The organism is Hahella sp. KA22, assembly GCF_004135205.1.
Lineage (GTDB): Bacteria > Pseudomonadota > Gammaproteobacteria > Pseudomonadales > Oleiphilaceae > Hahella.
On record NZ_CP035490.1, the window covers coordinates 6373907 to 6399325 of the forward strand.

Here is a 25419-nt window from a genome sequence, read left to right on the forward strand (position 1 = left end):
CTGTGTCCAGAAAAGCAAATGCTCCCCGCAGGGAGCGCTTTATTTATCCTTTGTATACCGGGAACTTTTTGCACAGATCCAGCACTTGCTGCTTAACGCGCTGGATAGTTTCTTCGTTCTCGATATTGTCCAGAACGTCGCAGATCCAGCCAGTCAGTTCTTTAGCTTCTGCTTCGCCCATGCCGCGACGGGTAATAGCAGGCGTACCGATGCGTAAGCCGCTGGTGACGAATGGTGAGCGAGGATCATTAGGCACCGCGTTTTTATTCACAGTGATGTTGGCGCGCCCCAATGCCGCGTCAGCATCTTTCCCGGTGATATCTTTCTTGATCAGGTCGACCAGGAATAAATGGTCGTCCGTACCGCCGGAAACAATGTCAAATCCGCGCTGCATAAACGTTTCCGCCATAACCTGGGCGTTTTTAACTACTTGCGCCTGATATTGCTTAAACTCATCAGTCATCGCTTCTTTGAAGCAAACCGCTTTCGCAGCAATAACATGCATCAAAGGACCACCCTGGCTTTCAGGGAAGACAGCGAAGTTCAGTTTCTTTTCCAGCTCTTCGTTGGCTTTGGCGAGAATCAGACCGCCACGGGGACCGCCTAAGGTTTTGTGAGTCGTGGTCGTAGTGACGTCGGCGATCTGCACCGGGCTGGGATATACGCCCGCCGCCACCAAACCAGCGATGTGGGCCATGTCGACAAACAGATATGCGCCGATTTCGTCCGCGATCGCGCGGAAACGCTCCCAATCGATAACTCGGGAATACGCGGAGAAGCCCGCCACGATCATCTTGGGCTTATTCTCACGCGCCAGATTAGCGACTTCTTCGTAGTCAATCTCACCGGTTTCTGGATTCAATCCATATTGCACCGCTTTGTAGATACGGCCAGAGAAGCTGACGGAGGCGCCGTGAGTCAAGTGCCCCCCGTGGGCCAGGCTCATACCTAGGATCACATCGCCAGGTTTGCACAGGGCCATGTATACCGCTGCGTTCGCCTGAGAGCCGGAGTGCGGCTGCACGTTGGCGTAGTCTGCCCCGAACAGCGCTTTAGCGCGATCGATAGCCAGCTGCTCAACCACGTCGACATATTCACAACCGCCGTAATAGCGCTTGTTGGGATAACCTTCCGCATACTTGTTGGTAAGCGCAGAACCCTGGGCTTCCATAACGCGTGGACTGGTGTAGTTTTCAGATGCAATCAGTTCTATATGCTCTTCCTGACGCTGGGTTTCACCTTGCATGGCGGTCCAAAGATCAGGATCAAAACTTGCAATGGTCATGTCACGCGTAAACATCTGTCGCCTCTATCTCTAAGAAGTGAGTACCGTAGTTTCGTGAAGTCAGCGTACGGCGGTGAGAAAAGCCGCTATTTTAATCGATTATCCCCTGCTCTTCACCCCATTTTACTGCGCGCCGGAGAAGGCGGGGCAAAGCTCCCGCAAAACCGCCGCCCGTTTGCCAAAGACAACGATTTCAGCTAACTTAAACGGCCATTCACAGTACCATTCCATTCGCCCAGACGCTTGCGGCCGGACTTTACGCCAATGTCCAGACAGGCCCGCGTAGTTTCCAGCCGTCACTCGTTAGGACAGATGGAGTCTCAGGATTATTTCCATAAACGGCTTAACGCGGGCGAACGCTTTCGTTTTCACTATCAAATCAAAGATATAGGTTTCAATCTCATGGCACAGTACGTGTACACCATGAATCGGGTGGGCAAAGTGGTCCCCCCGAAGCGAGAGATTCTTAAGGACATCTCTCTCAGCTTCTTCCCTGGCGCCAAAATCGGCGTTCTGGGTCTGAACGGATCAGGTAAGTCCACTTTATTGCGCATTATGGCTGGCGTGGATACCGACATTATCGGCGAAGCCCGTCCGCAGCCCGGCATTAATGTCGGCTACCTGCCGCAGGAGCCGCAGCTGGATGAAAGCAAAGATGTTCGCGGCAACGTCGAAGAAGCTGTAGCAGAAATAAAAAACGCGATGACGCGCCTGGATGAGGTATACGCTGCCTATGCGGAGCCTGACGCCGACTTTGACGCCCTGGCCGCAGAGCAGGCCAAGCTGGAAGCGCTGCTGCAGACTACAGACGGCCATAATCTTGAGCGCACGCTGGAAGTCGCCGCCGACGCGTTGCGTCTTCCCCCCTGGGACGCCCAGGTAAGCACTCTGTCCGGAGGCGAGCGACGCCGCGTCGCTCTGTGCAAGCTGCTGCTGTCTAAGCCAGACATGCTGCTGTTGGACGAACCTACCAACCATTTGGACGCAGAGAGCGTCGCCTGGCTGGAGCGCTTCCTGCACGAATATCCCGGCACCGTCGTAGCGATTACCCACGACCGTTACTTCCTGGACAATGTCGCAGGCTGGATACTGGAGCTGGACCGCGGTCGCGGCATTCCTTTTGAGGGCAACTACAGCCAGTGGCTGGAAGCCAAGGAAAAACGCCTTGAGCAAGAAGAAAGAAGCGAAGCCGCTCGCCAGAAAACCATCAAGTCAGAGCTGGACTGGGTGCGCAGCAACCCCAAAGGCCGCCACGCCAAGAGTAAAGCGCGTCTGGCCCGCTTTGAAGAGCTGTCGTCCCAAGACTTCCAGTCCCGTAACGAAACCAACGAGATTTACATTCCGCCCGGACCACGCCTGGGGGATATCGTCATTGAAGTCAATGACGTCAAGAAACGCTTCGGCGACAAACTACTGTTCGATAACCTTAACTTCAATGTGCCACCGGGCAGCATTGTCGGCGTCATCGGCGGCAACGGCGCGGGTAAATCCACGTTATTCAAGCTGATCGCGGGCATGGAGCAACCTGAGTCTGGCGCTATTCGCCTTGGCGACACTGTGCAGCTTTCCTATGTTGGGCAGATGCGGGAACTGGACGATAGCAAAACCGTATGGGAAGAAGTCAGCGACGGTCAGGATATGATTGAAGTCGGCTCCTATCGCACTCCTTCTCGCGCGTATCTGTCCCGCTTCAATTTTCGCGGCGGCGAACAGCAAAAGCGGGTCAAGGAGCTTTCCGGCGGTGAACGTAACCGCTTATTCCTAGCCAAACTGCTAAAACAAGGCGGCAATGTATTGCTGCTGGACGAACCTACCAACGATCTGGACGTTGAAACCTTACGTGCACTTGAGGAAGCCTTGCTGGCCTTCCCTGGCTGCGCCATCGTCATTTCGCACGATCGCTGGTTCCTTGACCGTATCGCCACCCACATCCTGGCCTTCGAAGGCGATAGTGAAGTGGTCTGGTTCGAAGGCAACTTCTCCGAATACGACGAAGACTACAAGAAACGCGTCGGCGAAAGCGCCGCCGTGCCTCAGCGCATGAAATACAAGCGCCTGGCCTGATAGCCTCTCTCTCCGGACGGGGCCAACGCCCCGTCCTCCCCTCTCAACGTGAAGTTCTCCCATGTAGCGACTATAGTTTAGGTATCGCTACAGGGAATAAAAACTATGTCGCCCACGACTTCTTCCGATCGCCGCCGCTTTCAGCGTATATCATTCGATGCGGAGGTGACTATTCAACAAAGCAACCGCAGCTGGATCAGTCAGTTACTGGATATCTCTTTTCGCGGCGCACTGGTGCATGAGCCTGCAGACTGGGGTGATGCTGACGCCAACGCGCCGTTTGAGCTTCGCGTCAACTTGGGAGCGGAGCATTTAATCAGTTTCAATGGGCATTTGCGCCACGCAGAAAAAGGCCATCTGGGGTTTTCCTGCGAGCACATGGATCTGGATAGCGCCTCAACGCTGAGACGCCTGGTGGAATTGAATTTGGGAAGTTCCGATCTGTTGGAAAGAGAACTCGCCGCACTGATTGAGACAGTGTAACGCCCCTCGCGTTACAGCAGTTCCAAGGCCTCCTGGAGACGGGAAACGCCAATCACCTGCATGCCTTCAGGGGCTTTCTTGGGTGCGTTTGACTTGGGAACAATCGCCTTGGTGAAGCCATGTTTGGCCGCTTCGACGATACGCTCCTGCCCACTGCTGACCGGCCGGATTTCTCCTGACAGCCCCACCTCGCCAAATACAACCCAATCGCTCGGCGCCGCTCGATCCTTGAAGCTTGAGGAAATCGCCATCAATACCGCCAAATCCGCACTGGTTTCGGCGATTTTCACTCCTCCAACCACGTTAATGAAGACATCCTGATCCCCCACGTGCAAGCCTCCGTGACGATGCAAGACCGCCAATAACAGAGCCAAACGCTGAGGGTCCGAACCTATCGCCAAACGTCTGGGGGCGGCGCCGAAGCCTTGGTCCACCAACGCCTGAATTTCCACCAACAATGGTCGGGTGCCTTCCCAGGCGACGGTCACAATACTGCCCGCAGCGGTGTGTCCCTCACGATTAAGAAAAATAGCGCTGGGGTTCTTAACGTCTTTGAGTCCCGTCTCCAGCATGGCGAAAACGCCCAGCTCATTCACTGCCCCAAACCGATTCTTGATCGCACGCAACGTTCGAAAACGGCTGTCTTCGTTCCCTTCCAGCATGATGGAAGCGTCGATCATATGTTCCAGCACTTTGGGTCCCGCCAAAGAACCGTCTTTAGTGACGTGGCCGACGATCAACAAAGCAACGCCGGACTGCTTGGCGTAACGGGTCAGCGCCGCAGCGGCTTCACGCACCTGCGCCACACTGCCGGGCGCGGATTGCAATTCCGCCATATGCATGACCTGAATACTATCGATCACGAGAATATTCGGCTGCTGCTCCCGCGCGGTATCGAGAATGCTTTCGACGTCCGTCTCCGACATCACCTGCATACCGTGGCTGTTAAGCTGCAGCCGTCGTGCGCGCATGGCGATTTGTTGAATGGATTCTTCCCCAGTCACATAGAGAATTTTGTGTCGCTCAGCCAGTCGACAGGTCGTCTGTAGCAGCAGCGTACTTTTGCCTGCGCCAGGATGACCGCCGATCAGCACGACCGACCCGGGAACAATACCGCCTCCAAGCACACGGTCAAACTCGGGACTCAGCGTAGAAGTGCGAGGAAGGTCGACCAGTTCGACCTCTTCCAGAGACTGTAATTGCGCCCGCTGCCCAGTAAAACCGCTACGGGCGACGCTTTTGACAGGCGCCCGGCTTTCACGGAACTCACTGACCGTATTCCAGGCGCCGCATTGAATACACTGCCCCATCCATTTGCGGTAATCCGCGCCACATTCCGTGCAGACGTAACTGGTCTGTTTCTTCGCCATTCCTACAAATACTCCACTAACGCCAATCGCAATCAGGCATTCTGATGATAAGGCGCGCTCAACTCATGGACGGCGTCGATAAAGACTTTCGCGTGCTCTGGGTCCACATCCGGCGTGATCCCGTGCCCCAGATTGAAAACATGCCCCTCGCCAGCGCCAAAGCTCGCCAGAATGCGTGAAACCTGGTCCCGAATCGCAGCAGGAGGCGCATATAAAGCAGCCGGGTCCATATTGCCTTGCAAAGCAACCCGGTCGCCCACACGTCTTCTGGCCTCGCTGATTTCCGTCGTCCAGTCGAGCCCTAGCGCGTCGGCGCCTGCATCTGCAATATGCTCCAGCCATTGGCCGCCATTTTTGGTGAACAGAATCACCGGTACGGGACGCCCCTCCGCCTCACGCTGCAGCTTTGACACGATCTTTTTCATATAGGCCAGCGAAAACTCCAGGTATCCCGCGGCAGTCAGAGCGCCGCCCCAAGTATCAAAAATCTGCACAGCCTGCGCACCCGCACGAATTTGCGCATTCAGGTAATCCGCTACGGAATCCGCCAGTTTATCCAACAACAAATGCAGCAATTCCGGTTGTCCGTATGCGAGCTTCTTGATTTCACGGAAGTCCTTGCTTGAACCGCCTTCCACCATATAAGTAGCCAGCGTCCAAGGACTGCCGGAGAAGCCGATCAGGGGAACTCGGCCGTTCAACTCGCGACGAATCGTGCGCACGGCGTTCATGACATACCCCAGGTCCGTGTCAGCATCGGGCATATGCAATGCATTGACGTCAGCTTCTGTCCTTACTGTTTTCTTGAAACGGGGACCTTCTCCCGTCTCAAAGTAAAGGCCCAGCCCCATGGCGTCAGGAATAGTGAGGATGTCAGAAAAAAGAATCGCGGCATCAAGCTCAAAACGTTCCAGTGGCTGAAGCGTGACTTCACAGGCGAATTCCGCATTTTTACACAGGTCCATGAAGCTGCCTGCACGAGCCCTGGAAGCCCGATATTCAGGCAAGTAACGTCCAGCCTGGCGCATCATCCACACCGGCGTAACGTCCACCGGCTGCCTCATTAACGCGCGTAAAAATCGATCATTCTTCAGTTCTGACATGACGTCTCCAGGGTTCGAGAATTTGGGAGCAGCACATATACCACGTTCGCCCCCAACAAAAAAGGCATGGAAAACCATGCCTTTTCATACGTCTGAAGCTTTTTGATTGTTAATCAATCACTTCACAGCGTCATACTTCCAGATAATCGAGAATGCCTTCTCCCGCCTGTCTGCCTTCCCAAATCGCGGTGACCACCAGGTCGGAGCCGCGCACCATGTCTCCGCCGGAGAACACCTTCGGGTTAGTCGTCTGGAATTTGTATTGCTGCTGCTCCGGCGCGATGACCCGACCGCCGTTATCAACATCAATGCCAAACTCCTGGAACCAGGGTGAAGGGCTGGGACGGAAACCAAATGCGATCAGCACCGCGTCCGCAGGCAGTATCTCTTCGCTTCCCGCCACCACTTCAGGACGACGACGACCATTTTCGTCCGGTTCACCCAAGCGAGTTTGCACCACTTTCACGCCCTCTACCCGCTCATCGCCGATGATGGCGACGGGCTGACGGTTGAACAGGAACTTGACGCCTTCTTCTTTTGCGTTGGCGACTTCTTTGCGTGAACCCGGCATGTTGGCCTCATCACGACGGTAAGCACAGGTGACTGATTTGGCCTTTTGACGAATCGCCGTCCGGTTACAGTCCATTGCGGTGTCGCCGCCGCCGAGGACGACAACTCGCTTGCCCTGCATGTCGACAAAGTCTTCCGGCGCTTTTTCGTAGCCCAAGCAACGGTTGACGTTGGAGATCAGGTACGGGAGCGCGTCATAAACGCCAGGCAATTCCTCGCCAGGGAAGCCACCTTTCATATAATTGTAGGTTCCCATTCCCAGGAAGACGGCATCGAATTCATTCAACAAGTCCGCAAACGCCACGTCTTTCCCTACATCCGTGTTCAGACGGAACTCGATGCCCATCTCTTCAAACAGCTTGCGGCGGCGCACCATAACCTCTTTTTCCAGTTTGAACTCTGGAATACCAAAGGTCAGCAGCCCGCCAATTTCCGGATAACGGTCGAATACGACGGGTTTCACGCCATTGCGGATCAATACGTCCGCGCATCCTAAACCCGCGGGACCCGCGCCGATAATGGCGACCCGCTTATCGGTCATGGCCACCTTGGACATATCCGGCTTCCAACCCAACGCCAGCGCCGTATCCGTAATATATTTCTCGGTCGAGCCGATTGTCACGGCGCCGAAACCATCATTCAGCGTACAGGCGCCTTCGCATAATCTGTCCTGCGGACATACCCGACCACAGACTTCAGGGAGCGTGTTGGTCTGATGACTAAGCTCAACCGCCGCCATGATGTTGCCTTCCGACGCCAGCTTTAGCCAATTGGGAATGTAGTTATGCACTGGGCATTTCCATTCGCAATAGGGGTTACCGCACTCCAGACAGCGGTGCGCCTGGTTTTTGACTTCCTCTTCCTTAAAGGGCTTGTAGATTTCTCTAAACTGCTTCTTACGACGCCCAACCGGAACCTTTTCAGGATCTTGCCGTCCCACATCGAGGAACTGAAAGTTATTGCTCAGTCTCTCCGCCATTGCGTCTAAACCTCTAAACTGTATACAAAAAATCTGTTTCTGGACCCGGCGCGGCGCGTACGCCCGGGGCGTAGTCTCGCCACCCTCTTACGCCAGGAACTCCGAATAAACTTAACAGCCCCGATTTATTACTCAGGCCTTGCCCGCGTGCTGTCCATCAACGATGCAAGGCTGGCGGCTTTGGGTTTCACCAACCAGAAGCGCCCTACATAGTCATCGAAGTTATCCAGCATGTTTTCCGCCCAGGCGCTGCTGGTTTCCCGAACGTGCTCGTCAATCACGTCGCGCAGATAGTTGCGGTACGCTTCCATCGCTTCGCTGGTAATACGGTGAATCTCCACCAGCTCATGGTTATAGCGGTCGACAAAGCGGTTCTCCAGGTCGAGAACATAAGCAAAACCGCCGGTCATGCCCGCACCAAAGTTGTAGCCGGTTTTGCCCAGCACAGCCACCATGCCCCCCGTCATATACTCACAGCAGTGATCGCCCACGCCCTCCACTACCGCATAGGCGCCGGAGTTACGCACGCCAAAGCGTTCGCCCGCCACACCCGCGGCGAAAAGCTTTCCGCCAGTGGCGCCATACAGACAGGTGTTGCCAATGATGGAAGTATCCTGCGATGCAAAAGAGCTGTTCTGGGGCGGACGTATGGTCAGCTTACCGCCAGTCATGCCTTTGCCCACGTAATCGTTGGCGTCGCCTTCCAGATACATGTGCAGACCGCCAGCGTTCCACACGCCGAAGCTTTGCCCAGCTGTGCCAGTCAAACGGAAGACCAACGGGTTATCCGCCATGCCCTGATTGCCATGGCGCTTGGCGATCTCGCCGGACAAGCGGGCGCCGATAGAGCGATCGCAGTTGGTGACCCGAAACTCAAACTCACCGCCACTCTTGGCTTCGATTGTTGACAGCGCAGCCTGCACCATTTCTTCAGCCAAACGGCCTTTGTCGTATGGGGCATTTCGTGCGGACTGGCAGGTATGCGGTTTGTCCGCAGGAATCGCGTCGTTGCTCAGCATCGGCGTCAAGTCCAGATTACGCTGCTTGGCCGTCGCGCCCGGTAAAATTTCCAGCAGGTCCGTGCGGCCAACCAGTTCTTCCAGCGAACGAACGCCCAGCTTGGCCATCCACTCGCGGGTCTCCGTCGCGACGAATTTGAAGTAGTTGATCGCCATTTCCACCGTGCCCTGGAAATGCTTATCGCGCAGATCTTTATTCTGCGTCGCCACGCCAGTAGCGCAATTGTTCAGGTGGCAGATACGCAGATATTTACAGCCCAGCGCCACCATGGGTCCAGTGCCGAAGCCGAAACTTTCCGCCCCGAGAATGGCTGCTTTCACCACATCCAGACCGGTCTTCAAGCCACCGTCCGTCTGCAGGCGTACATTGCCGCGCAGGTCATTCGCGCGCAGCGCCTGATGCGCTTCGGATAAGCCCAGCTCCCAAGGAGAGCCGGCATACTTGATAGAGGTAAGCGGACTGGCGCCGGTGCCGCCGTCGTACCCCGAAATCGTAATCAGGTCCGCGTAGGCCTTGGCTACACCCGCCGCAATAGTGCCGACGCCAGGTTCAGACACCAGCTTAACCGACACCAACGCCTCTGGATTGACCTGTTTCAAGTCGAAAATCAGCTGCGCCAAATCTTCGATCGAGTAGATATCATGATGCGGCGGCGGAGAAATCAGCGTCACGCCTGGAACGGCATAACGCAGGCGCGCGATTAACTGGTTAACCTTACCGCCAGGAAGCTGCCCGCCTTCGCCAGGCTTCGCGCCTTGCGCCACTTTAATCTGCAGCACATCCGCGCTGACCAGATAGTGAGGCGTCACGCCGAAGCGACCTGAAGCCACCTGCTTGATCTTGGAACGCTTCTCCGTTCCATATCGCGCAGGGTCTTCACCGCCTTCGCCTGAATTGGAGCGACCGCCCAAGCGGTTCATCGCAACCGCCAGCGCTTCGTGCGCCTCTGGAGACAGTGCGCCAATAGACATCGCGGCGGAGTCAAACCGGGGAAGAATGTTTTCCAGCGGTTCAACATCGTCTATCGCAATCGGCTTGACCTTATCGGAAATTTTGAAGAGGTCGCGCAGCGTCATCGGCGCCCGGCCGTTTACATAAGAGGCATATTCCTGATAAACGCCATAGTCGCCTTCGCGCACCGCCTTCTGCAACGCGCCGACCACATCAGGGTTATAGGCGTGATATTCGCCGCCATGGACGAACTTGAGCAGACCGCCCTGCAATATCGGCTTGCGTTTGGCCCAGGCCATTTTAGCCAGCTCTGCCTGCTCCGCCTGGAAGTCATAAAATGAGGCTCCCTGGATGCGGCTGGGAACGCCGCAGAAGCACAAGTCAACAATATCATCCGCCAGCCCCACGGCCTCGAATAATTGTGCGCCGCGGTAAGAGGCGATTGTCGATATCCCCATCTTGGAGAGTATTTTCAACAGACCTTTGTTAATGCCTTTCCGATAGTTGTTTTTGGCTTCGATAGGATCAATCAATACCTCTCCGGTATTAATCAGATCATTCAGCACTTGATATGACAGGTATGGATACACTGCGGTGGCGCCGAAGCCAAACAACACAGCAAAATGATGCGGATCTCTCGCCCAGGCGGTTTCCACAATAATATTAGCGTCGCAACGCAGGCCTTTGTTCACCAAACGGTGATGCACCGCGCCCGTCGCCATAAAGGCGTTGATTGGCAGCTCGCCCTGATTGATGCAGTTGTCGCTCAGTATCACCAACACTCTGCCGTTGCGCGCCGCATTTTCCGCCTGATCGGCCACCGCTTCAATTGCCTGCTTGAGACCCAGCTCCGGACGATACGACAACTTGATTTTCTCGACGGAGAAACCTTCACGTTGCAGGTTAGCGATCCTGAAGAACTTGGCTGGCGACAAGACCGGCGTACTCAGGATAATACGGTTAGCATGCTGCGCCGTTTCCTGGAATACATTGCGTTCCGCGCCCAAACAGGTCTCCAGTGACATGACGATAGTTTCCCGCAACGGATCGATCGGCGGGTTGGTCACCTGGGCGAATTTCTGGCGGAAATAGTCCGCAACGGAACGGATGCGGGTCGACAGCACCGCCATTGGCGCATCATCCCCCATTGACCCCACTGCCTCCTGACCGGATTCAGCCAGAGGACGTAGCACCTGGTCGCGCTCTTCAAAGGAAATCATGAACATTTTCATGTATTCATGCAGGTTTTCCTTTTCCATCAGCGTGAATTCAGGCGTCTGCTGATTAAGTTTGGTTTCCACACGCAGTGCGTTTTCACGCAGCCACTTCTTATAGGGATGCGCCGACTTAAGACGGTTATCCACATCCTGAGTATGCAACACTTCGCCGGTATGGGTGTCTACCGCCAAAATCTGTCCCGGACCAACACGGCCCTTGGCGACAACATCCTCAGACTTGTAGCCATAAGTGCCCACTTCCGAAGCCAGCGTAATGTAACCGTTTTTAGTAATAACCCAGCGCGCAGGACGCAACCCGTTACGATCGAGCAGACACACCGCGTAGCGACCGTCGGTCAATACCACGCCGGCAGGGCCATCCCAAGGCTCCATGTGCATGGAGTTGTATTCATAAAACGCGCGCAGATCCGGGTCCATGGTGTCCACATTCTGCCATGCGGGTGGGATCATCATACGCACAGCGCGGAATAGATTAACACCGCCCGCCAGCAAGACTTCCAGCATGTTATCCATGGAGGAGGAGTCGGAGCCAATGCGATTCACAATCGGCTGCAGCGCTTCCAGGTCAGGCAAGTGTGGGGATTTAAATTTGCTTGCGCGAGCCATCGCCCAGTTACGGTTGCCGTCGATCGTGTTGATCTCACCATTGTGAGCCAGATACCGGAAAGGCTGCGCCAACGGCCAACGCGGAGCCGTATTAGTGGAGAAGCGCTGGTGGAACACGCAAATAGCGGTTTCCAAACGCGCATCGCCAAGATCCAGATAAAAGTTTGGCAGGTCGACGGGCATCATCAACCCTTTATAAGAAAGCACCTGGCTGGACAAGCTACAGATATAGAACTCTTTATCTTCCGCCAAGGCGTTCTCGGCCATCCTGCGGGCAATATACAGTTTGACCGCAAACTCGTGCTCATTAATGCCCTTCGGGGCTTCAACGAATATTTGCTCTATAACAGGAAGACAATCCAGAGCCATAGGCCCCAGACATTCCGTATTCGTAGGAACCAAGCGCCACCCGAGGGTTTTGACGCCTTGTTCGGCCAGTGCGGACTCCAAACGCTCACGGGCGGCTTTCGCCAAAGCTTCGTCCTGGTTGAGGAACAGCATGCCCACCGCGTAATTCGCGCCCAACTCAATATTAAAGCTTTCTTTGGCTATCGCCCTTAGAAAGGAATCAGGCTTTTGTATCAGTAACCCACAACCGTCGCCGGTTTTGCCATCCGCAGCGATACCACCTCGATGAGTCATGCATGTGAGGGACTCAATAGCGGTGCGCAGCAGATCATGGCTGGCTTGCCCATTCATATGGGCGATCAAACCAAAACCACAGTTATCTTTGAACTCACCTGGTTGATACAGACCTGTCTTCATATGCTTTCTCTCACTTAAATCCTTACGAATCAAAAGCTTGCCTGAAAGAAATAAAAACCAAGCAGCTTTTGATAGGCAAAAATGGGCCGCCCATAATACACACGGACAAGCCTTAGCTCAAATCTAAAGAGATTTGTTAATTAGTAAAAATACCTAAAGGTTTGTGCTTATGACAGGGGTAAGAGAGAAAAAGTCTCGATCCTTATTTGACCAAGCCCTGCAAACCGGAAATGCTGCGCACCCACGCCCCCTGCTCAACCAACGGCTGAGGAAGCTGGGCAAGCGCTTCTTTGGCTTGCTCGATGGAAGGGTAAACGCCGCGCAATACGACATACCAGTCTTTCCCTTGATACAGGGATTTGACGTAAAAGTCCTGAGTGTCTCCCTCCCGTCGCAGGAAGGTCTGCACCGACTCTTTGTGTAGACTGCCCAACAGCTGAATCGTCCAGGCTGACGATGCTTGCGACTGCAACCACTCATTAGTGCGGAAGTAGTGATCCAAGTCATCCGCGCCTCCAGCAGTTGGGACACTTTTTTCAACAGTCTTGTCTTTAGGAGGGGAGGTCTTCGCCACAGTTTGAGCGGAAGATTCTGGCTCGCCCGCCACTGGAGCCGGCTTTTTATGAGCAACAACCTGCGGAGCTTGATCAGAAGCCGTGGTATCTACCACCTCATCCGGCTTCGTTACTGGCGCTTTTTCAGACGGTTCAGCAGCAACGGCCTTTTTATTCGATTCTTTCTTATCCTTCTGAGCCGGAGACGTTGCACTTTCTATTTGCGCATCGCTCATCGAATCGGGCGACGATAACTCATCGGACGTATCAGCAATCGAATCGACGGTTATCTCAGGTTGAGCAACAATCGCCTCCACTTCCGGTTCTGGCGTAGGGAGTTTTATCGTCACTCTGGAAGAGTTCGCTGAGGCGCCTTCCACCTTGGGCGTCGCCTCATAACGCCAAGCAATAAAGCCGACGCCCCCAATAAAAATCGCCAACAAAAAGCCGGAAGCCAGCTGATACAGCTTCGTGGAAGGACTAAAGCTTTTGGGCTTCGCCGCCTCTGCAGAAAGAAGCAGAGACCCCGCCAAGCGATCAATTCGCCCCGGTATCCCCTTACTTAGCTGGTATAGTTTCCCCACTACCGCAGGCGGTATTTCTCCCTCTCCGCCACTCCATCCGGCCGCACGGAGCTTTTCATTTAAATAACGGGATGTATCGCTAAGGTCCAGCGGCGGAATACCAACATATTGAACAGAAGTTCCGCGCGCGCCACAGGCGCGGGCAAGCTGCTGAGTGATCTGCAGCTGCCCCACCAATAATAAGCCAAAGGCCCCGGACTGTTCTGGATTAAAGCGAGTGACCAGCAGCTCAAGTGATTCATCTGACAACTCATGGGCGTCGTCAATGATGAAAAGTGTGCGCAGGCCTGATGCAAAGCTTCGTTCGCAGCTTTGCATTATCTCCGCCAACAGCACCTTAGTGGACAGATTGTTTTCCACTGTCGGCAACGCAAGCCCCGTCGCCAACTGAATAACAAGCGCTTCCGCCCCTTCCAACAGACCGGGCTTCAGCAACACAATTCTGAGCGCTTCGCCTTCCAATTCAATCAAACGCTGCAGCAGCAAAGACTTGCCGCCGCCTTTCGGAGCGGTCAGAGCCACTATACGCTCTGAAAAATGAATCAGGTGACGCAGGTTTTCAATAACCTCGCCATACCGCCCAACTTGCAGCAGATCAGCGCGACGGCCGTCAAAAGGGTCGCCATCTACGCCATAGACCTCGCGCCATGCGTCTAACGCAAACGCTGACTCCTGCTGTACGCCTATTTCTTGCATCAAATTTCGAACAACTAATGAGTAGTGAAAAGCGCCAGAGTTTCCTGCAGCATGTCCGCAGGGAAGTCAGCAGTCACATCAGCCCGCCCCAGCGACTCCAACAGTACCAGACGCAACTGTCCATCCAGTACTTTCTTATCAATCGCCATGTAACGGATAAAGTCATCTTTCGTCATACTGACAGGGGGACGGACCGGCAAATCCGCACGACTGATCAATTTCGTAATCCGCTCACAATCCTGTTCGTTCAGCCTTCCCATACGACGGGACAAATCCGCCGCCATCAACATCCCTACCGCTACCGCCTCGCCATGCAACCACTCTTTGTAGTGCGTATAAGCTTCAATGGCGTGCCCGAAGGTATGACCGAGATTCAAAATGGCGCGCAGCCCTTGCTCAGTTTCATCAGCCGCGACTACTTCCGCTTTGATTTCACAGGAGCGCTTGATCGCGTAGGTGATGACTGCTGAATCAAGCTCTTTAATCAGATCAATATTTTCTTCCAACCAGCTGAAAAACGCCTGATCGTAGATAAGACCGTACTTAATAACTTCCGCCAAGCCTGCTGACACTTCCGCCGCCGGAAGGGTTTTTAGCGTGTCCGTATCTATAACCACTGCTTTTGGTTGATAGAAAGCGCCGATCATATTTTTACCCAGCGGATGATTCACACCGGTTTTACCACCAACCGATGAGTCCACCTGCGATAACAACGTGGTAGGCGCCTGAATAAAGTCCACCCCTCGCTGATAGCAAGCGGCGGCGAAACCGGTCATATCGCCAACTACGCCGCCACCAAGAGCGATAAGCGTTGTTGTGCGATTATGCTTTTGGGTTAGCAGGTGGTCAAAGATGTTATTCAGTGAGTCCAAATTCTTGAACTGCTCACCATCTTCCAAAATGGTTTTATCAACCTGAAAGCCTTCAAGACTGGCTTCAAGCTGCTCTAAATATAGAGGGGCGATCGTTTCATTGGTGACGATCATCACCTGCTTGTGTCTAATGGCGTCCGCAAAATAACTGGATGCCTTCAACAAGCCTGCTCCGATATAGATTGGGTAGCTACGGTCGCCTAATTCGACCTGAAGGGTTTCCATAGTCATCTGTTTCATCTCTCGATGGTTTCCTCACGTGATGCCCGTAGTGTTTTCACTATATCCCGCACAACTCCTTTGGGACGCTTAGTATCGGTGCTGATAATCAGGTCGGCTATGGATCTGTATATGGGCTCGCGTACTGACATGAGTTTCTTCAGCACACTGAGAGGATCTTCGCTACGCAGCAAAGGTCTTTTACGGTCTTTACGGGTGCGCTGGTATTGTTGCTCTACGGAGGTGTGGAGATAAACGATGAAGCCGTTTTCTTTCAGTGCGCGCTGATTATCAGGATCTACAACAGCGCCACCGCCAGTCGCAATAACGACCGCATCGCGCAGTGAAAGGTCTGCGATAACACTCTTTTCACGGCCGCGAAAACCAACCTCGCCTTCCACATCGAATATCCAGGGAATATCAGCGCCGCAACGGGCCTCGATTTCACGATCAGAGTCTACAAATTCAAACTGAAGCTCTTTTGCGAGCAACTTGCCGATTGTAGTTTTACCGGTCCCCATAGGGCCCACCAGAACGACATTCTTCTTCGCTTTCACCCGAACAGTCCATATTGATACGCCACGGTAGCGGAGCATATCACGCCAATCCCATCCCCCTCCACTTTTGCTGACCCACGAGCACAAAAAAGCCGCCTTGCGGCGGCTTTTTAACCTCTTCACTTAACCTTAGTTTTCGATCAGGCCGTTAGTGATGAGTTTGGGGGTGATGAAGATCAGAAGTTCTGACCTTTCATCTGTATTTTCCTTCTTGGTGAATAAACGCCCCAAGTAAGGAATATCACCCAAGAACGGAGTTTTAGTAACTGTTGTAGAAGTTTCAGCTGTAAATATTCCACCTAAAACAATAGTTTCTCCATTACCAACCAAAACCTGAGTTTGCACTTCATTGGTATCAATACTTGGAATCCCGGCAGTAGTTGCGCCTCGGGTATCCTGGTTGACCAATAAGTCCATAATAATTTTATCGTCTGGGGTGATCTGAGGAGTCACTTCTAAAGCTAACACTGCCTTTTTAAACGAAACTGAAGTTGCGCCGCTAGAAGAAGCCTCCTGATAGGGAATCTCCTCTCCCGATTCAATCCTGGCAGTTTGCCGGTCAGCAGTAACAATCTTAGGCTGAGCTACAATTTCTCCTTTCCCATCTGACTCAAAAGCCGACAACTCCAAATCCAAGAAATAACTGTTACTTGCAAAACCTAAAGCTATAGAACTAGCATTCGCTCGAGTAACACCCAAGTCTACAACCATAGCTCCTGGGTCTAACTCAACTGTCTCATTATTGTTCAATTCCACTATTGTCTGAGTTGAGCCACCTGCACGAATATCTGTGCTACTACCATGCCGCTTCTCATAACCGCCTCCCCACTTCACACCCAAGTCGAGTACCGCATCAGTTCTTGCTCGAACAATTCTCGCCTCAATTAGTACTTGGCTAACAGGAATATCCCATGTCTGAATTAAACGACGAACCTGAGCGACTTTGTCAGCTGTCTCCCTGATACTAATCGTATTTGTCCTCTCATCAGAAGAGATGAAACCTCGCGTAGATATTAAGTCCTTATCTTCCTTCAACAAACCTACAATATCTTTGGCTTTGGCATAGTTGATCTGAATGACCTCAAGTCTGACCGGTGCAAGTTCTTTTACTTGCTTACTTGCCTCCAATTCCAACCTCTCACGAGCAGCAATCTCTTCTGCCGGCGCAACCAGCAAAACGTTTCCGACCTTACGTTGATCTAGCCCTTTTGTTTTAAGTATCAACTCTAAGGCTTGGTCCCATGGAACATTCTGCAGTCTCAAGGTAATACGCCCACCCACAGTATCACTGGCAACCAAGTTTAAACCTGTAAAATCAGCGATTAACTGCAATACAGAACGAACCTCAATATCCTGGAAGTTCAAAGAGAGCTTTTCTCCTGTATAAGGGAATTTATCCTTACGCCGCTGTTCCGACTCTTCTTCGGTTAACGGTTCAACAGCAAGGGTGAACTGATTATCAGCTTGATAGGCCAAATAGTCATATTCTCCTTCAGGTTTTATGACGACGACGGCATCTCCCCCTTCCATAAAGGAGTCGACTACACGCACAGGAGTGGCAAAATCAGTAACATCAAGACGTCGCTGCATATCACGAGGTAAAGTCACCCCGCCGAAAACAAGCTTAATGTTTCCAGCCTCTTCCGACATATCGACACTCACCTTAGGGTTCGTCAAAGTAATCAGAATTCTGCCATCACCTTTTTCTCCTCGAAGAAAGTCCACCTCCGATATTGTGGGCTTAACAGGAGCCGTCCTGCGAGCATCTTGTGCTGGCGCTGAAGCCTCAGCTTGGGCTGCAACAGTAGCTGACGTCGCACTTGAAGGTACAGAGGAATCAGCCCCTTCACCCAAACGAAGAACCAATGTATTCCCTTTAACTTCGCTAGTATAAGTTACTAATTCAATAAGGTTTATTATAACTCTTGTTCGCCCGCCAGCTTCTAAAATAGTAACACTTTGAGTATTCCCCTTGGACAGCTGATGGTTACGCTCAGCAAGGGCATTCACGACACCTTCTAAATCAAGTGCAATCCTGGCAGGCTGCTCAATACTGTACCCTTTGGGTTCTGGAGGAGTAGAGTCAAACTTTAATTTGATTTCTGTACGATCCCCTGGCAATGCCGCGAATTCAATGCCTGTTAAACTGGTGGCGCCTGCCCACCCACTAATGGCTAGCGCTAAAAACGACAACCATACTCTCAAGATGCGAGCTGTCATTGCTTTCTCCACAAAATACTGTAATGGCCTAAGGTAAACCTTCATCAATTCAACTCCTTCAACCCGAGGGTCCTTGGCCGTTCAAACCAACCGCCCTGCCCGTCAGAAACTATTTCGACAATTTCAATACCAGTTTCTGAGATTGAAACCACTTTACCGTAATTTTTCCCCATATACTGACCTTTACGGACACGATGAATACCTCCTTGTCCATCATTCACCAAAGCATAAAGTACGGACTCCCCGTCTTTATTAATTGTCCCAACCATACTCATGGAACCAATGGGAAAGCTTTCCAATAACTCAGGAGGCCTATCCAAGTCAGGCTTGATATTACTCTTAGGTTTCGTCTCAATTTGCGCCAACTTCACTTCGACTGGCGGAGAAAATGGGGAGCGGCGATTTGCCGTACTATACGAGAAAGCTTGGTATGCTTTTGGCTCAGGTAAAGGCTCTATACGCTTCTTAGGCCGAGCCTTAACCTCGTTAACAAAAGCTTGCAGGTCTTCAAACCCGCCAGAAGCAGAGCAACCCGCCAACACCGAAGATAGGCTGACTGTAACGATGACTAATAGTTGCCTCATCATTATTTAGCTCCCCCGCCATTGTAACGATAAGTCTTAGCCTGAATATCCATTGACAGCACATCCCCACTTTTCACACTTTTTATATTAAAGTTATGAAGCGTTACAATTCGAGACAAGCCAGCGACGCCACTCACAAATGAAGCTAAATCGTGATAACCACCACTCACCTTTATATCTATCGGCAGCTCAACATAAAACTCCTTAGAAATCTCTGGCCTCAAATCGATAGATGACAATTCCAGACCACTTAGCGACCCAATTGATGATATATCCTCCAACAAACCTGGCACCTCGGTGTCGCTGGGCAACTGCTTCAGCAAATCTCCAAAGGTTTTTTTCATCTCAGCCATTTGAGCTTTATATTCTTCTAAGTTGGAAACTTGAGCAGCCTTGCCTTCAAACTGTTTCCTTAAATCAAGCTCTTCAGCCTGACGCCTCTCCAAATCTAGATTCAAATCGTTAATATCAAACCAATAAACAGCACCCAGCACTAGAGCAATAAGTGAAATGCAGCAAATTAATTTAACTGGAGCAGGCCAAGAACCAGCATTATTAAAGTCGAGATCACTAATATTAAAATCTTTCATACTTTCAAGGGAATTTGACAAGCTCATTTCTATGCCCCTCCCCCTTTTTCATCATCTTCTTTGGGCGCTTCCTGCTTCACTGTCATCACAAATGAGCTTTTTGATTCATCATCTTTTAGCGCTTTCACTGAAGTCAAATTCGGTTCCTTGAACCATTCAGATTCATCAAGCCGCCTCATAAGGCTGGATATCCGACTGTTGGATTCGCCAATGCCTTTTATTTCAAGCGTTTCTCCATTTTTCACTAAACTCGTAAAATACACACCATCTGGATTTGTTTTTACAATTTCGTCAAAAACACGAACAATAATAGGGCGCTTGCCCTGCAGGTCCTGGATCACTTTCATGCGCTCAATTAACGCATCGCGCTGCTGTTTAAGTTCTCTTATCTCTTTTATCTGCTTTTCCAACTGCGCGATTTCGTTACGGACAAAGTTATTACGCTGCACTTGATATTCGATGGAACCCTCTACATAACGATGCCAAAGAAAGCCGGCACCAGCGCTAATAATTAACATGCCCAGCAGCACTGTAATAAATTGCTTCTGTCGCTCAGCTCGGAGCTCTTCCCGCCAGGGACGAAGGTTAATACGCGCCATTAGTCAAAACTCCTCATTGCCAATCCGCACGCGATCATGAGGGAGGGAGCGTCATTACTTAATGCTGATGCATTAACCTTTGACGACACTGTCATGTCTGCAAATGGGTTCGCCACCAGCGTTGTGGTTCCGACCCGCTCCTGAACCAATTCAGCGATACCAGGAATTGAGGCTGTCCCCCCCGCTAAAATGATGTAATCAACTTCGTTGAACTGGGTGGACGAGAAAAAGAACTGCAGCGATCTGGCCACTTGCTGCACAACCGCTTCTTTGAAAGGATGCAGGACTTCCTGCTCGTAGTCGTCAGGCAAACCGCCCTGCTTTTTAGCCAGCCCGGCTTCCTCTTGAGACAGACCATAACGGCGCTGTATTTCTTCCGTTAGCTGCTTGCCGCCAAATAGCTGTTCACGCGTATAGATAGTCTTGCCGTCAGATAACACACTCAACGTAGTCATGGTGGCGCCGATATCCACAACAGCCACGGTTTGAGACTCATCCCCCGTACCAAGTTGCGCTTCTATAAGTCCCATGGCTCGTTCCATAGCGTACGCTTCTACATCCACCACTTTCGTGGTGAGACCGCCAATTTCCAGAGCATCTTCACGCAGCTCAACATTTTCTCGTCTGCACGCAGCCAACAAAACATCCATCATTTCGGCGTTGACTTCGTTTGGACCCACTACTTCAAAGTCCAGAGCGACCTCGTCCAACGGATAAGGGATATATTGGTCTGCTTCGATTTGAATTTGTGACTCCAGATCCTGCTCTCGAATTGAAGAGCTCATCTGAATGACTTTGGTGATAACCGCTGAACCTGCGACTGCAACCGCAGCCTGCTTGGTGTTGATCCGAGCTTTGCTAACAACTCTTGAGATCACTTCACCTACTGCTTCGGCATCATTGATATTCTTTTCAACGACTGCGTTCGGCGGCAAAGGCTCCACGGCATAACTATCCACTCGATATCGACTGCCCTGCTGACTGAGTTCAATCAGCTTGACCGATGTAGAACTGATATCAAGCCCTAAAACCGGCTGTTTTTTCTTTCCAAATAGTCCAAACACAAAGTTGCCTTCTTATCGCACTACGGTTAAAAGGTTAAAGTCTGCTCTGAAAGCATAGCCAACATTCGAAGATTACTAAAATCTCCAGCGCAAAAAGCGTATAATCTGACTGTGTTATCCAAACCTAAAGAAATTTCTTAAATAATAGACATAGATTGTAAAGATGTCAGGAAAAACATGCGAAATTTTGTGAGGCTCTTACGATTTTTAAGTTGGATGTTCGCGGCGGGCCTCGCCGCCGGTATTGTTATTGCATCCAGCTTCTATCTTTTCTTATCACCCAATCTGCCGGATGTGGAGCAGTTAAGGTCCGTCCAACTCCAGACTCCACTGCGAATATATACCCGCGACCAGCAACTGTTAGGTGAATTTGGCGAAAAGCGAAGAACGCCCGTTTCCTACAATCAAATACCTACAAATCTTGTCAACGCCTTCCTTGCTGCGGAAGACTCCGCTTTCTTCGAACACCAAGGCGTTAATGTAAAAAGCTTGGCGCGCGCTTCTTTGCAACTTGCCAGTACCGGTCGCATTCAGTCCGGCGGCAGTACGATTACAATGCAAGTCGCAAAAAACTTCTTTCTCAGCCAGGAACGCACTTTCGACCGAAAATTCAATGAGATACTTTTGGCTTTAAAGATTGAGCGCGAACTTGGAAAACCGGAAATCCTTGAACTTTACCTAAACAAAATCTATCTGGGGAATAGGGCATATGGCATAGAAGCCGCAGCAAATGCTTATTATGGGAAGAGCATCAAAGAACTGACACTTGCTCAGGCGGCGATGATTGCGGGCCTTCCAAAAGCTCCTTCCAAATATAACCCTATCGCGTCACCAGATCGGGCGCTGATCCGCAGAAACTGGATACTAGGCCGTATGCAGGAGCTGGGTATGATTACTTCAGAACAACAGGCTGAGGCCCGCAAGGCGCCAGTCACGGCCAGTTATCATGGAGCACAGCCTGAAGCGGATGCGCCTTACGTAGCAGAGATGGCTCGTCAGGAAATCGTCAACCGATTTGGCGTCGATGCCTATACCGATGGCTACAATGTTATTTTGACGATAGATAGCAAGTTACAGAAAGAAGCGGACGCAGCCTTAAAGCGGGGGCTCGTTGAATATAGCGAGCGTCATGGCTACAAAGGCCCTGCTGGGCACATTGATGCGCCAGAGGGAGATGACGCACTTAATATTGTTGCGGAACGCTTAAAAGAATTCCCCTCTATTGGGGAGCTCAAACCCGCATGGGTTGTCGCCGTAACAGAGAAGAAAGCGACTCTCTTAATGTCTTCTGGCGACACCGCCACACTACTATGGGAGGGCATGGCCTGGGCGCGCAAGTATATTCGTGTGAATGAACGCGGCGGCTCGCCCAAAAAAGCGGAGGATATATTCAAGCAAGGCGATGTCATTTATGTGAAGCCGCATGACGACAAACTATTCCTTAGCCAAATCCCCAATGTTCAGGGCGCTGTAGTTTCACTCGCGCCAGAAGACGGAGCCATTTTGGCGCTAACTGGCGGTTTTGATTTCTTCTTGAGCAAATTCAACCGCGCGACTCAGGCATTGAGACAACCTGGCTCCAACTTCAAACCGTTTGTTTATCTGGCGGCGCTGGAGAATGGAGCCACTGCTTCAACAACAATAAATGACGCACCCGTTGTTTTCGAAGACGCCAATCTGGAAGACTCGTGGCGGCCGCAAAACTCATCGCTGAACTTTAACGGTCCAATGAGATTGAGAAAGGCGCTTTATCAGTCCCGCAACCTTGTTTCTATACGCCTTCTGCAAAAGATAGGCATTGATACTACCGTCAACTTCCTCTCACAAGCCGGATTTGAGGAAAGTCGCATTCCTCGTAATCTCTCACTTGCCTTAGGCTCGGTTGAATACACGCCAATGAATGTAGTGTCAGGCTATGCCGCCATTGCCAACGGAGGATACAAAGTAAGCCCCTATCTAATAGATAAAGTCATCGACTATAACGGCAAAGTGGTTTACCAAAGCAATCCTGCGGTAGCGTGCAGCAAATGCGACAACAATCGCAAGACTGCCTCCAGCAATGACCAACATCAGGCCAACATTGCGCCTCCTATTGCCGACCCAAGGTCGGTTTACATTTTGAACAGCATCCTGCAAGACGTTATCAAGCGAGGTACAGGAACCAAGGCCTTGTCCCTTGGCAGAAACGATCTTGCAGGTAAAACCGGTACAACAAATGACCAGGTCGACGCATGGTTCTCCGGCTACAACGCCAATATAGCTACGACTGTTTGGGTGGGTTTTGACCAGCCTTCGACACTAGGTCGTCGTGAATATGGCAGTCGTGCAGCGCTCCCCATATGGATCGATTTCATGGAGGAAGCACTTAAGGACATGCCGGAAGCACAACTTAAGCAGCCTCCAGGTATAGTCACCGTAAAAATTGACCCAGATACTGGCGAGCGCGCCGCGCCCGGACAGGAAAATGCGATTTTCGAAATGTTTAAAGCGGAAACAGTGCCGCAAGTGGTACGCCAAGACTCTCCCACCTATGACGGAGGAAGCAGTGGCTCCAGCGATACGCCGCTAATGGAGATGATTTTTAATTAACCCTACCCTTTGCCTGCCTAGCCCTGGAATAGATGTCAACTCTATTCAGGAGGAGTCAGCGCCATAAAAAAAGCCGCGCAACTGCGCGGCTTTTTATTCATCAACTCAAATCACACGATTTTAATATCATCAATTGAGTTCAATGGGTAGTGCTCGGGGTAAGGCAAACGAGCCACACCTGAGTCAACCGCCGCTCTGGCGACAGCCGCACATACTTCGGTCAGCAGGCGAACATCCATAGGTTTGGGGATAATATAGTTCTTGCCAAACTCAAACTTTTCGCCGCCATATGCGTCAACAACATCCTGTGGTACAGGTTGTTTGGCCAGTTCACGGATAGCGTTCACTGCTGCGACTTTCATCTCTTCATTAATAGCAGTCGCGCGGACATCAAGAGCGCCACGGAAAATGAAAGGGAAGCCCAGTACGTTATTAACCTGGTTCGGATAATCGGAACGCCCTGTCGCCATGATTAAATCATCACGGGCCGCCAGCGCCAGCTCAGGCTTGATTTCAGGATCAGGATTAGAACAAGCGAAAATCACAGGATTCGGAGCCATGCTCTTCAGCATATCTACTGAAAGCAAATCTGGACCTGAGAGGCCCACAAATACGTCAGCGCCTTCGCAAGCGTCAGCCAGAGTACGCTTATCGGTATCCAGAGCAAACATAGCCTTATACTGGTTAAGGTCATCACGGCCACTATGAATAACGCCTTTACGGTCAATCATATAGATATTTTCCGATTTCGCGCCGCAGCTAATCAAAAGCTTCATACAGGCCACCGCCGCAGCGCCTGCGCCCAGACACACAATCTTGGCTTCGCCAATCTGTTTGCCTTGCAACTCCAGCGCATTCAGCATACCCGCCGCAGTAACAATGGCCGTACCATGCTGGTCGTCATGGAATACAGGGATAGAGCATTGCTCAATCAGCACTCTTTCAATCTCAAAGCACTCTGGCGCTTTGATGTCTTCAAGGTTGATTCCCCCGAAGGTATCCGCGATGCGAGCGACTGTGTCGATAAACGCCTGAGGGCTCTCCGCTTTGACTTCGATATCAAAAACGTCGATCCCGGCAAAACGCTTGAACAGTACGCCCTTGCCTTCCATGACCGGCTTGCTGGCCAAAGGCCCTAAGTTACCCAGCCCAAGAATGGCCGTCCCATCAGATATCACTGCGACCAAATTCCCCTTATTGGTGTAGCGATATGCAGTTTCCGCATCTTTGGCGATTTCGCGAACAGGCTCAGCTACGCCCGGGCTATAAGCCAGGGACAGATCACGAGAAGTCGCCGTAGGTTTGGTAATCTCAACACTCAACTTACCTGGGCGCGGTTGTGCATGATACTCCAGCGCCGCTTTTTTCAACTCGTCTGACATTGCTTTTATCCTACTCTCTAATGATGGGATTACCGTCGCCTCCAAAGGCTAAACGAACCTCCACTTTTTTATATATTTTATATTGCCCGAAAGAACCGGAGGCACATTATTACTTGTTTAATTTCTGTGCTCAAGGGAAACCACGGCGGTTTCAGCGACTTAAGCTAAACCTGAGGCGACACAGATCCAGAAAATAAAAAAGGCGCCAGAGGCGCCTTTTTTATTTTTGGGTGTTCTGCGATTAGCTGGAACGTCCCATGCGACCACCGAAACGCTTCTTAAAGCGATCGATACGTCCGCCAGTATCCAGAACCTTCTGCTTACCAGTATAGAAAGGGTGGCAGCTGGAGCATACATCGATGTGAATGTTTTCACACAGAGTAGACTTGGTCTTGATAACATTACCGCAACTGCAGGTTGCAGTAATTTCTTTATATTCCGGGTGAATACCTTGCTTCATAACCTTACCTCGCTT

18 protein-coding genes are annotated in these 25419 nt (G+C 51.6%); 3 read left to right on the forward strand and 15 right to left on the reverse strand.

The window, feature by feature from the left end; all coding sequences use genetic code 11:
• Window positions 1-43: 43 nt before the first annotated feature.
• Window positions 44-1300, reverse strand: coding sequence for a serine hydroxymethyltransferase (gene glyA / locus EUZ85_RS28225; RefSeq protein ID WP_127973448.1), 1257 nt, complete (start codon window positions 1298-1300; stop codon window positions 44-46).
• 387 nt (window positions 1301-1687) lie between these two features.
• On the opposite strand from glyA, the gene ettA reads away from it, so the two are divergent.
• Together ettA and EUZ85_RS28235 are read left to right on the forward strand one after the other, a co-directional pair.
• Window positions 1688-3349, forward strand: a complete 1662-nt coding sequence (gene ettA, locus EUZ85_RS28230) for an energy-dependent translational throttle protein EttA (RefSeq protein WP_127973449.1) — start codon at window positions 1688-1690, stop codon at window positions 3347-3349.
• A 105-nt stretch (window positions 3350-3454) separates the two neighbouring features.
• Window positions 3455-3832 (forward strand): PilZ domain-containing protein, encoded by a 378-nt coding sequence (locus EUZ85_RS28235; RefSeq protein ID WP_127973450.1) that lies wholly within the window; start codon window positions 3455-3457, stop codon window positions 3830-3832.
• Window positions 3833-3843: 11 nt separating this feature from the next.
• On the opposite strand, the gene radA is transcribed toward EUZ85_RS28235, so the two are convergent.
• The 12 genes from radA to EUZ85_RS28295 all read right to left on the reverse strand — a co-directional run bounded on the left by radA (window position 3844) and on the right by EUZ85_RS28295 (window position 20973).
• Window positions 3844-5202, reverse strand: coding sequence for a DNA repair protein RadA (gene radA, locus EUZ85_RS28240; RefSeq protein ID WP_127973451.1), 1359 nt, complete (start codon window positions 5200-5202; stop codon window positions 3844-3846).
• A gap of 32 nt (window positions 5203-5234) precedes the next feature.
• On the reverse strand, window positions 5235-6305 hold the full coding sequence (gene hemE, locus EUZ85_RS28245; protein WP_127973452.1) for a uroporphyrinogen decarboxylase: 1071 nt from the start codon (window positions 6303-6305) through the stop codon (window positions 5235-5237).
• A 130-nt stretch (window positions 6306-6435) separates the two neighbouring features.
• On the reverse strand, window positions 6436-7854 hold the full coding sequence (locus EUZ85_RS28250; protein WP_011399673.1) for an FAD-dependent oxidoreductase: 1419 nt from the start codon (window positions 7852-7854) through the stop codon (window positions 6436-6438).
• A gap of 128 nt (window positions 7855-7982) precedes the next feature.
• The gene (gltB, locus tag EUZ85_RS28255) at window positions 7983-12434 is read right to left on the reverse strand and encodes a glutamate synthase large subunit (RefSeq protein WP_127973453.1); all 4452 of its coding nucleotides are present in this window, start codon (window positions 12432-12434) and stop codon (window positions 7983-7985) included.
• Between the two features lie 202 nt (window positions 12435-12636).
• Complete coding sequence (locus tag EUZ85_RS28260) at window positions 12637-14268, reverse strand: AAA family ATPase (RefSeq protein ID WP_129498772.1); 1632 nt, start codon at window positions 14266-14268, stop codon at window positions 12637-12639.
• 14 nt (window positions 14269-14282) lie between these two features.
• On the reverse strand, window positions 14283-15365 hold the full coding sequence (aroB, locus tag EUZ85_RS28265; protein WP_164887487.1) for a 3-dehydroquinate synthase: 1083 nt from the start codon (window positions 15363-15365) through the stop codon (window positions 14283-14285).
• 11 nt (window positions 15366-15376) lie between these two features.
• On the reverse strand, window positions 15377-15955 hold the full coding sequence (gene aroK / locus EUZ85_RS28270) for a shikimate kinase AroK (protein ID WP_127973456.1): 579 nt from the start codon (window positions 15953-15955) through the stop codon (window positions 15377-15379).
• 90 nt (window positions 15956-16045) lie between these two features.
• Entirely contained in the window at window positions 16046-18181 is a 2136-nt protein-coding gene (gene pilQ, locus EUZ85_RS28275; protein ID WP_164887385.1) for a type IV pilus secretin PilQ, read from the reverse strand.
• Window positions 18181-18723 (reverse strand): pilus assembly protein PilP, encoded by a 543-nt coding sequence (locus EUZ85_RS28280; RefSeq protein WP_241566884.1) that lies wholly within the window; start codon window positions 18721-18723, stop codon window positions 18181-18183. The genes pilQ and EUZ85_RS28280 overlap by 1 nt, the downstream gene beginning before the upstream one ends.
• Window positions 18723-19337: a type 4a pilus biogenesis protein PilO gene (locus tag EUZ85_RS28285; RefSeq protein WP_127973457.1), complete on the reverse strand. Its 615-nt coding sequence runs from the start codon at window positions 19335-19337 to the stop codon at window positions 18723-18725. The genes EUZ85_RS28280 and EUZ85_RS28285 overlap by 1 nt, the downstream gene beginning before the upstream one ends.
• A gap of 2 nt (window positions 19338-19339) precedes the next feature.
• Complete coding sequence (locus EUZ85_RS28290) at window positions 19340-19909, reverse strand: PilN domain-containing protein (RefSeq protein WP_127973458.1); 570 nt, start codon at window positions 19907-19909, stop codon at window positions 19340-19342.
• Entirely contained in the window at window positions 19909-20973 is a 1065-nt protein-coding gene (locus EUZ85_RS28295) for a pilus assembly protein PilM (RefSeq protein ID WP_127973459.1), read from the reverse strand. The genes EUZ85_RS28290 and EUZ85_RS28295 overlap by 1 nt, the downstream gene beginning before the upstream one ends.
• Before the next feature lie 177 nt (window positions 20974-21150).
• Between EUZ85_RS28295 and EUZ85_RS28300 the strand changes: the two genes are divergently transcribed.
• Window positions 21151-23562 (forward strand): penicillin-binding protein 1A, encoded by a 2412-nt coding sequence (locus EUZ85_RS28300; RefSeq protein ID WP_127973460.1) that lies wholly within the window; start codon window positions 21151-21153, stop codon window positions 23560-23562.
• 110 nt (window positions 23563-23672) lie between these two features.
• Here the strand turns inward: EUZ85_RS28300 and EUZ85_RS28305 are convergent, their stop codons facing one another.
• A complete protein-coding gene (locus EUZ85_RS28305) occupies window positions 23673-24944 on the reverse strand; it encodes a malic enzyme-like NAD(P)-binding protein (protein WP_127973461.1) in 1272 nt (423 codons plus the stop codon).
• Between the two features lie 241 nt (window positions 24945-25185).
• Window positions 25186-25404, reverse strand: coding sequence for a 50S ribosomal protein L31 (gene rpmE / locus EUZ85_RS28310; RefSeq protein WP_127973462.1), 219 nt, complete (start codon window positions 25402-25404; stop codon window positions 25186-25188).
• Window positions 25405-25419 lie beyond the last annotated feature (15 nt).

Excerpts from the sequence above, each read along its gene's own strand:
- glyA (WP_127973448.1), bottom strand. The coding sequence starts at position 1,300 with ATGTTTACGCGTGACATGACCATTGCAAGTTTTGATCCTGATCTTTGG.
- ettA (WP_127973449.1), top strand. The coding sequence starts at position 1,688 with ATGGCACAGTACGTGTACACCATGAATCGGGTGGGCAAAGTGGTCCCC.
- EUZ85_RS28235 (WP_127973450.1), top strand. The coding sequence starts at position 3,455 with ATGTCGCCCACGACTTCTTCCGATCGCCGCCGCTTTCAGCGTATATCA.
- radA (WP_127973451.1), bottom strand. The coding sequence starts at position 5,202 with ATGGCGAAGAAACAGACCAGTTACGTCTGCACGGAATGTGGCGCGGAT.
- hemE (WP_127973452.1), bottom strand. The coding sequence starts at position 6,305 with ATGTCAGAACTGAAGAATGATCGATTTTTACGCGCGTTAATGAGGCAG.
- EUZ85_RS28250 (WP_011399673.1), bottom strand. The coding sequence starts at position 7,854 with ATGGCGGAGAGACTGAGCAATAACTTTCAGTTCCTCGATGTGGGACGG.
- gltB (WP_127973453.1), bottom strand. The coding sequence starts at position 12,434 with ATGAAGACAGGTCTGTATCAACCAGGTGAGTTCAAAGATAACTGTGGT.
- EUZ85_RS28260 (WP_129498772.1), bottom strand. The coding sequence starts at position 14,268 with ATGCAAGAAATAGGCGTACAGCAGGAGTCAGCGTTTGCGTTAGACGCA.
- aroB (WP_164887487.1), bottom strand. The coding sequence starts at position 15,365 with ATGGAAACCCTTCAGGTCGAATTAGGCGACCGTAGCTACCCAATCTAT.
- aroK (WP_127973456.1), bottom strand. The coding sequence starts at position 15,955 with ATGCTCCGCTACCGTGGCGTATCAATATGGACTGTTCGGGTGAAAGCG.
- pilQ (WP_164887385.1), bottom strand. The coding sequence starts at position 18,181 with ATGAAGGTTTACCTTAGGCCATTACAGTATTTTGTGGAGAAAGCAATG.
- EUZ85_RS28280 (WP_241566884.1), bottom strand. The coding sequence starts at position 18,723 with ATGATGAGGCAACTATTAGTCATCGTTACAGTCAGCCTATCTTCGGTG.
- EUZ85_RS28285 (WP_127973457.1), bottom strand. The coding sequence starts at position 19,337 with ATGAGCTTGTCAAATTCCCTTGAAAGTATGAAAGATTTTAATATTAGT.
- EUZ85_RS28290 (WP_127973458.1), bottom strand. The coding sequence starts at position 19,909 with ATGGCGCGTATTAACCTTCGTCCCTGGCGGGAAGAGCTCCGAGCTGAG.
- EUZ85_RS28300 (WP_127973460.1), top strand. The coding sequence starts at position 21,151 with ATGCGAAATTTTGTGAGGCTCTTACGATTTTTAAGTTGGATGTTCGCG.
- EUZ85_RS28305 (WP_127973461.1), bottom strand. The coding sequence starts at position 24,944 with ATGTCAGACGAGTTGAAAAAAGCGGCGCTGGAGTATCATGCACAACCG.
- rpmE (WP_127973462.1), bottom strand. The coding sequence starts at position 25,404 with ATGAAGCAAGGTATTCACCCGGAATATAAAGAAATTACTGCAACCTGC.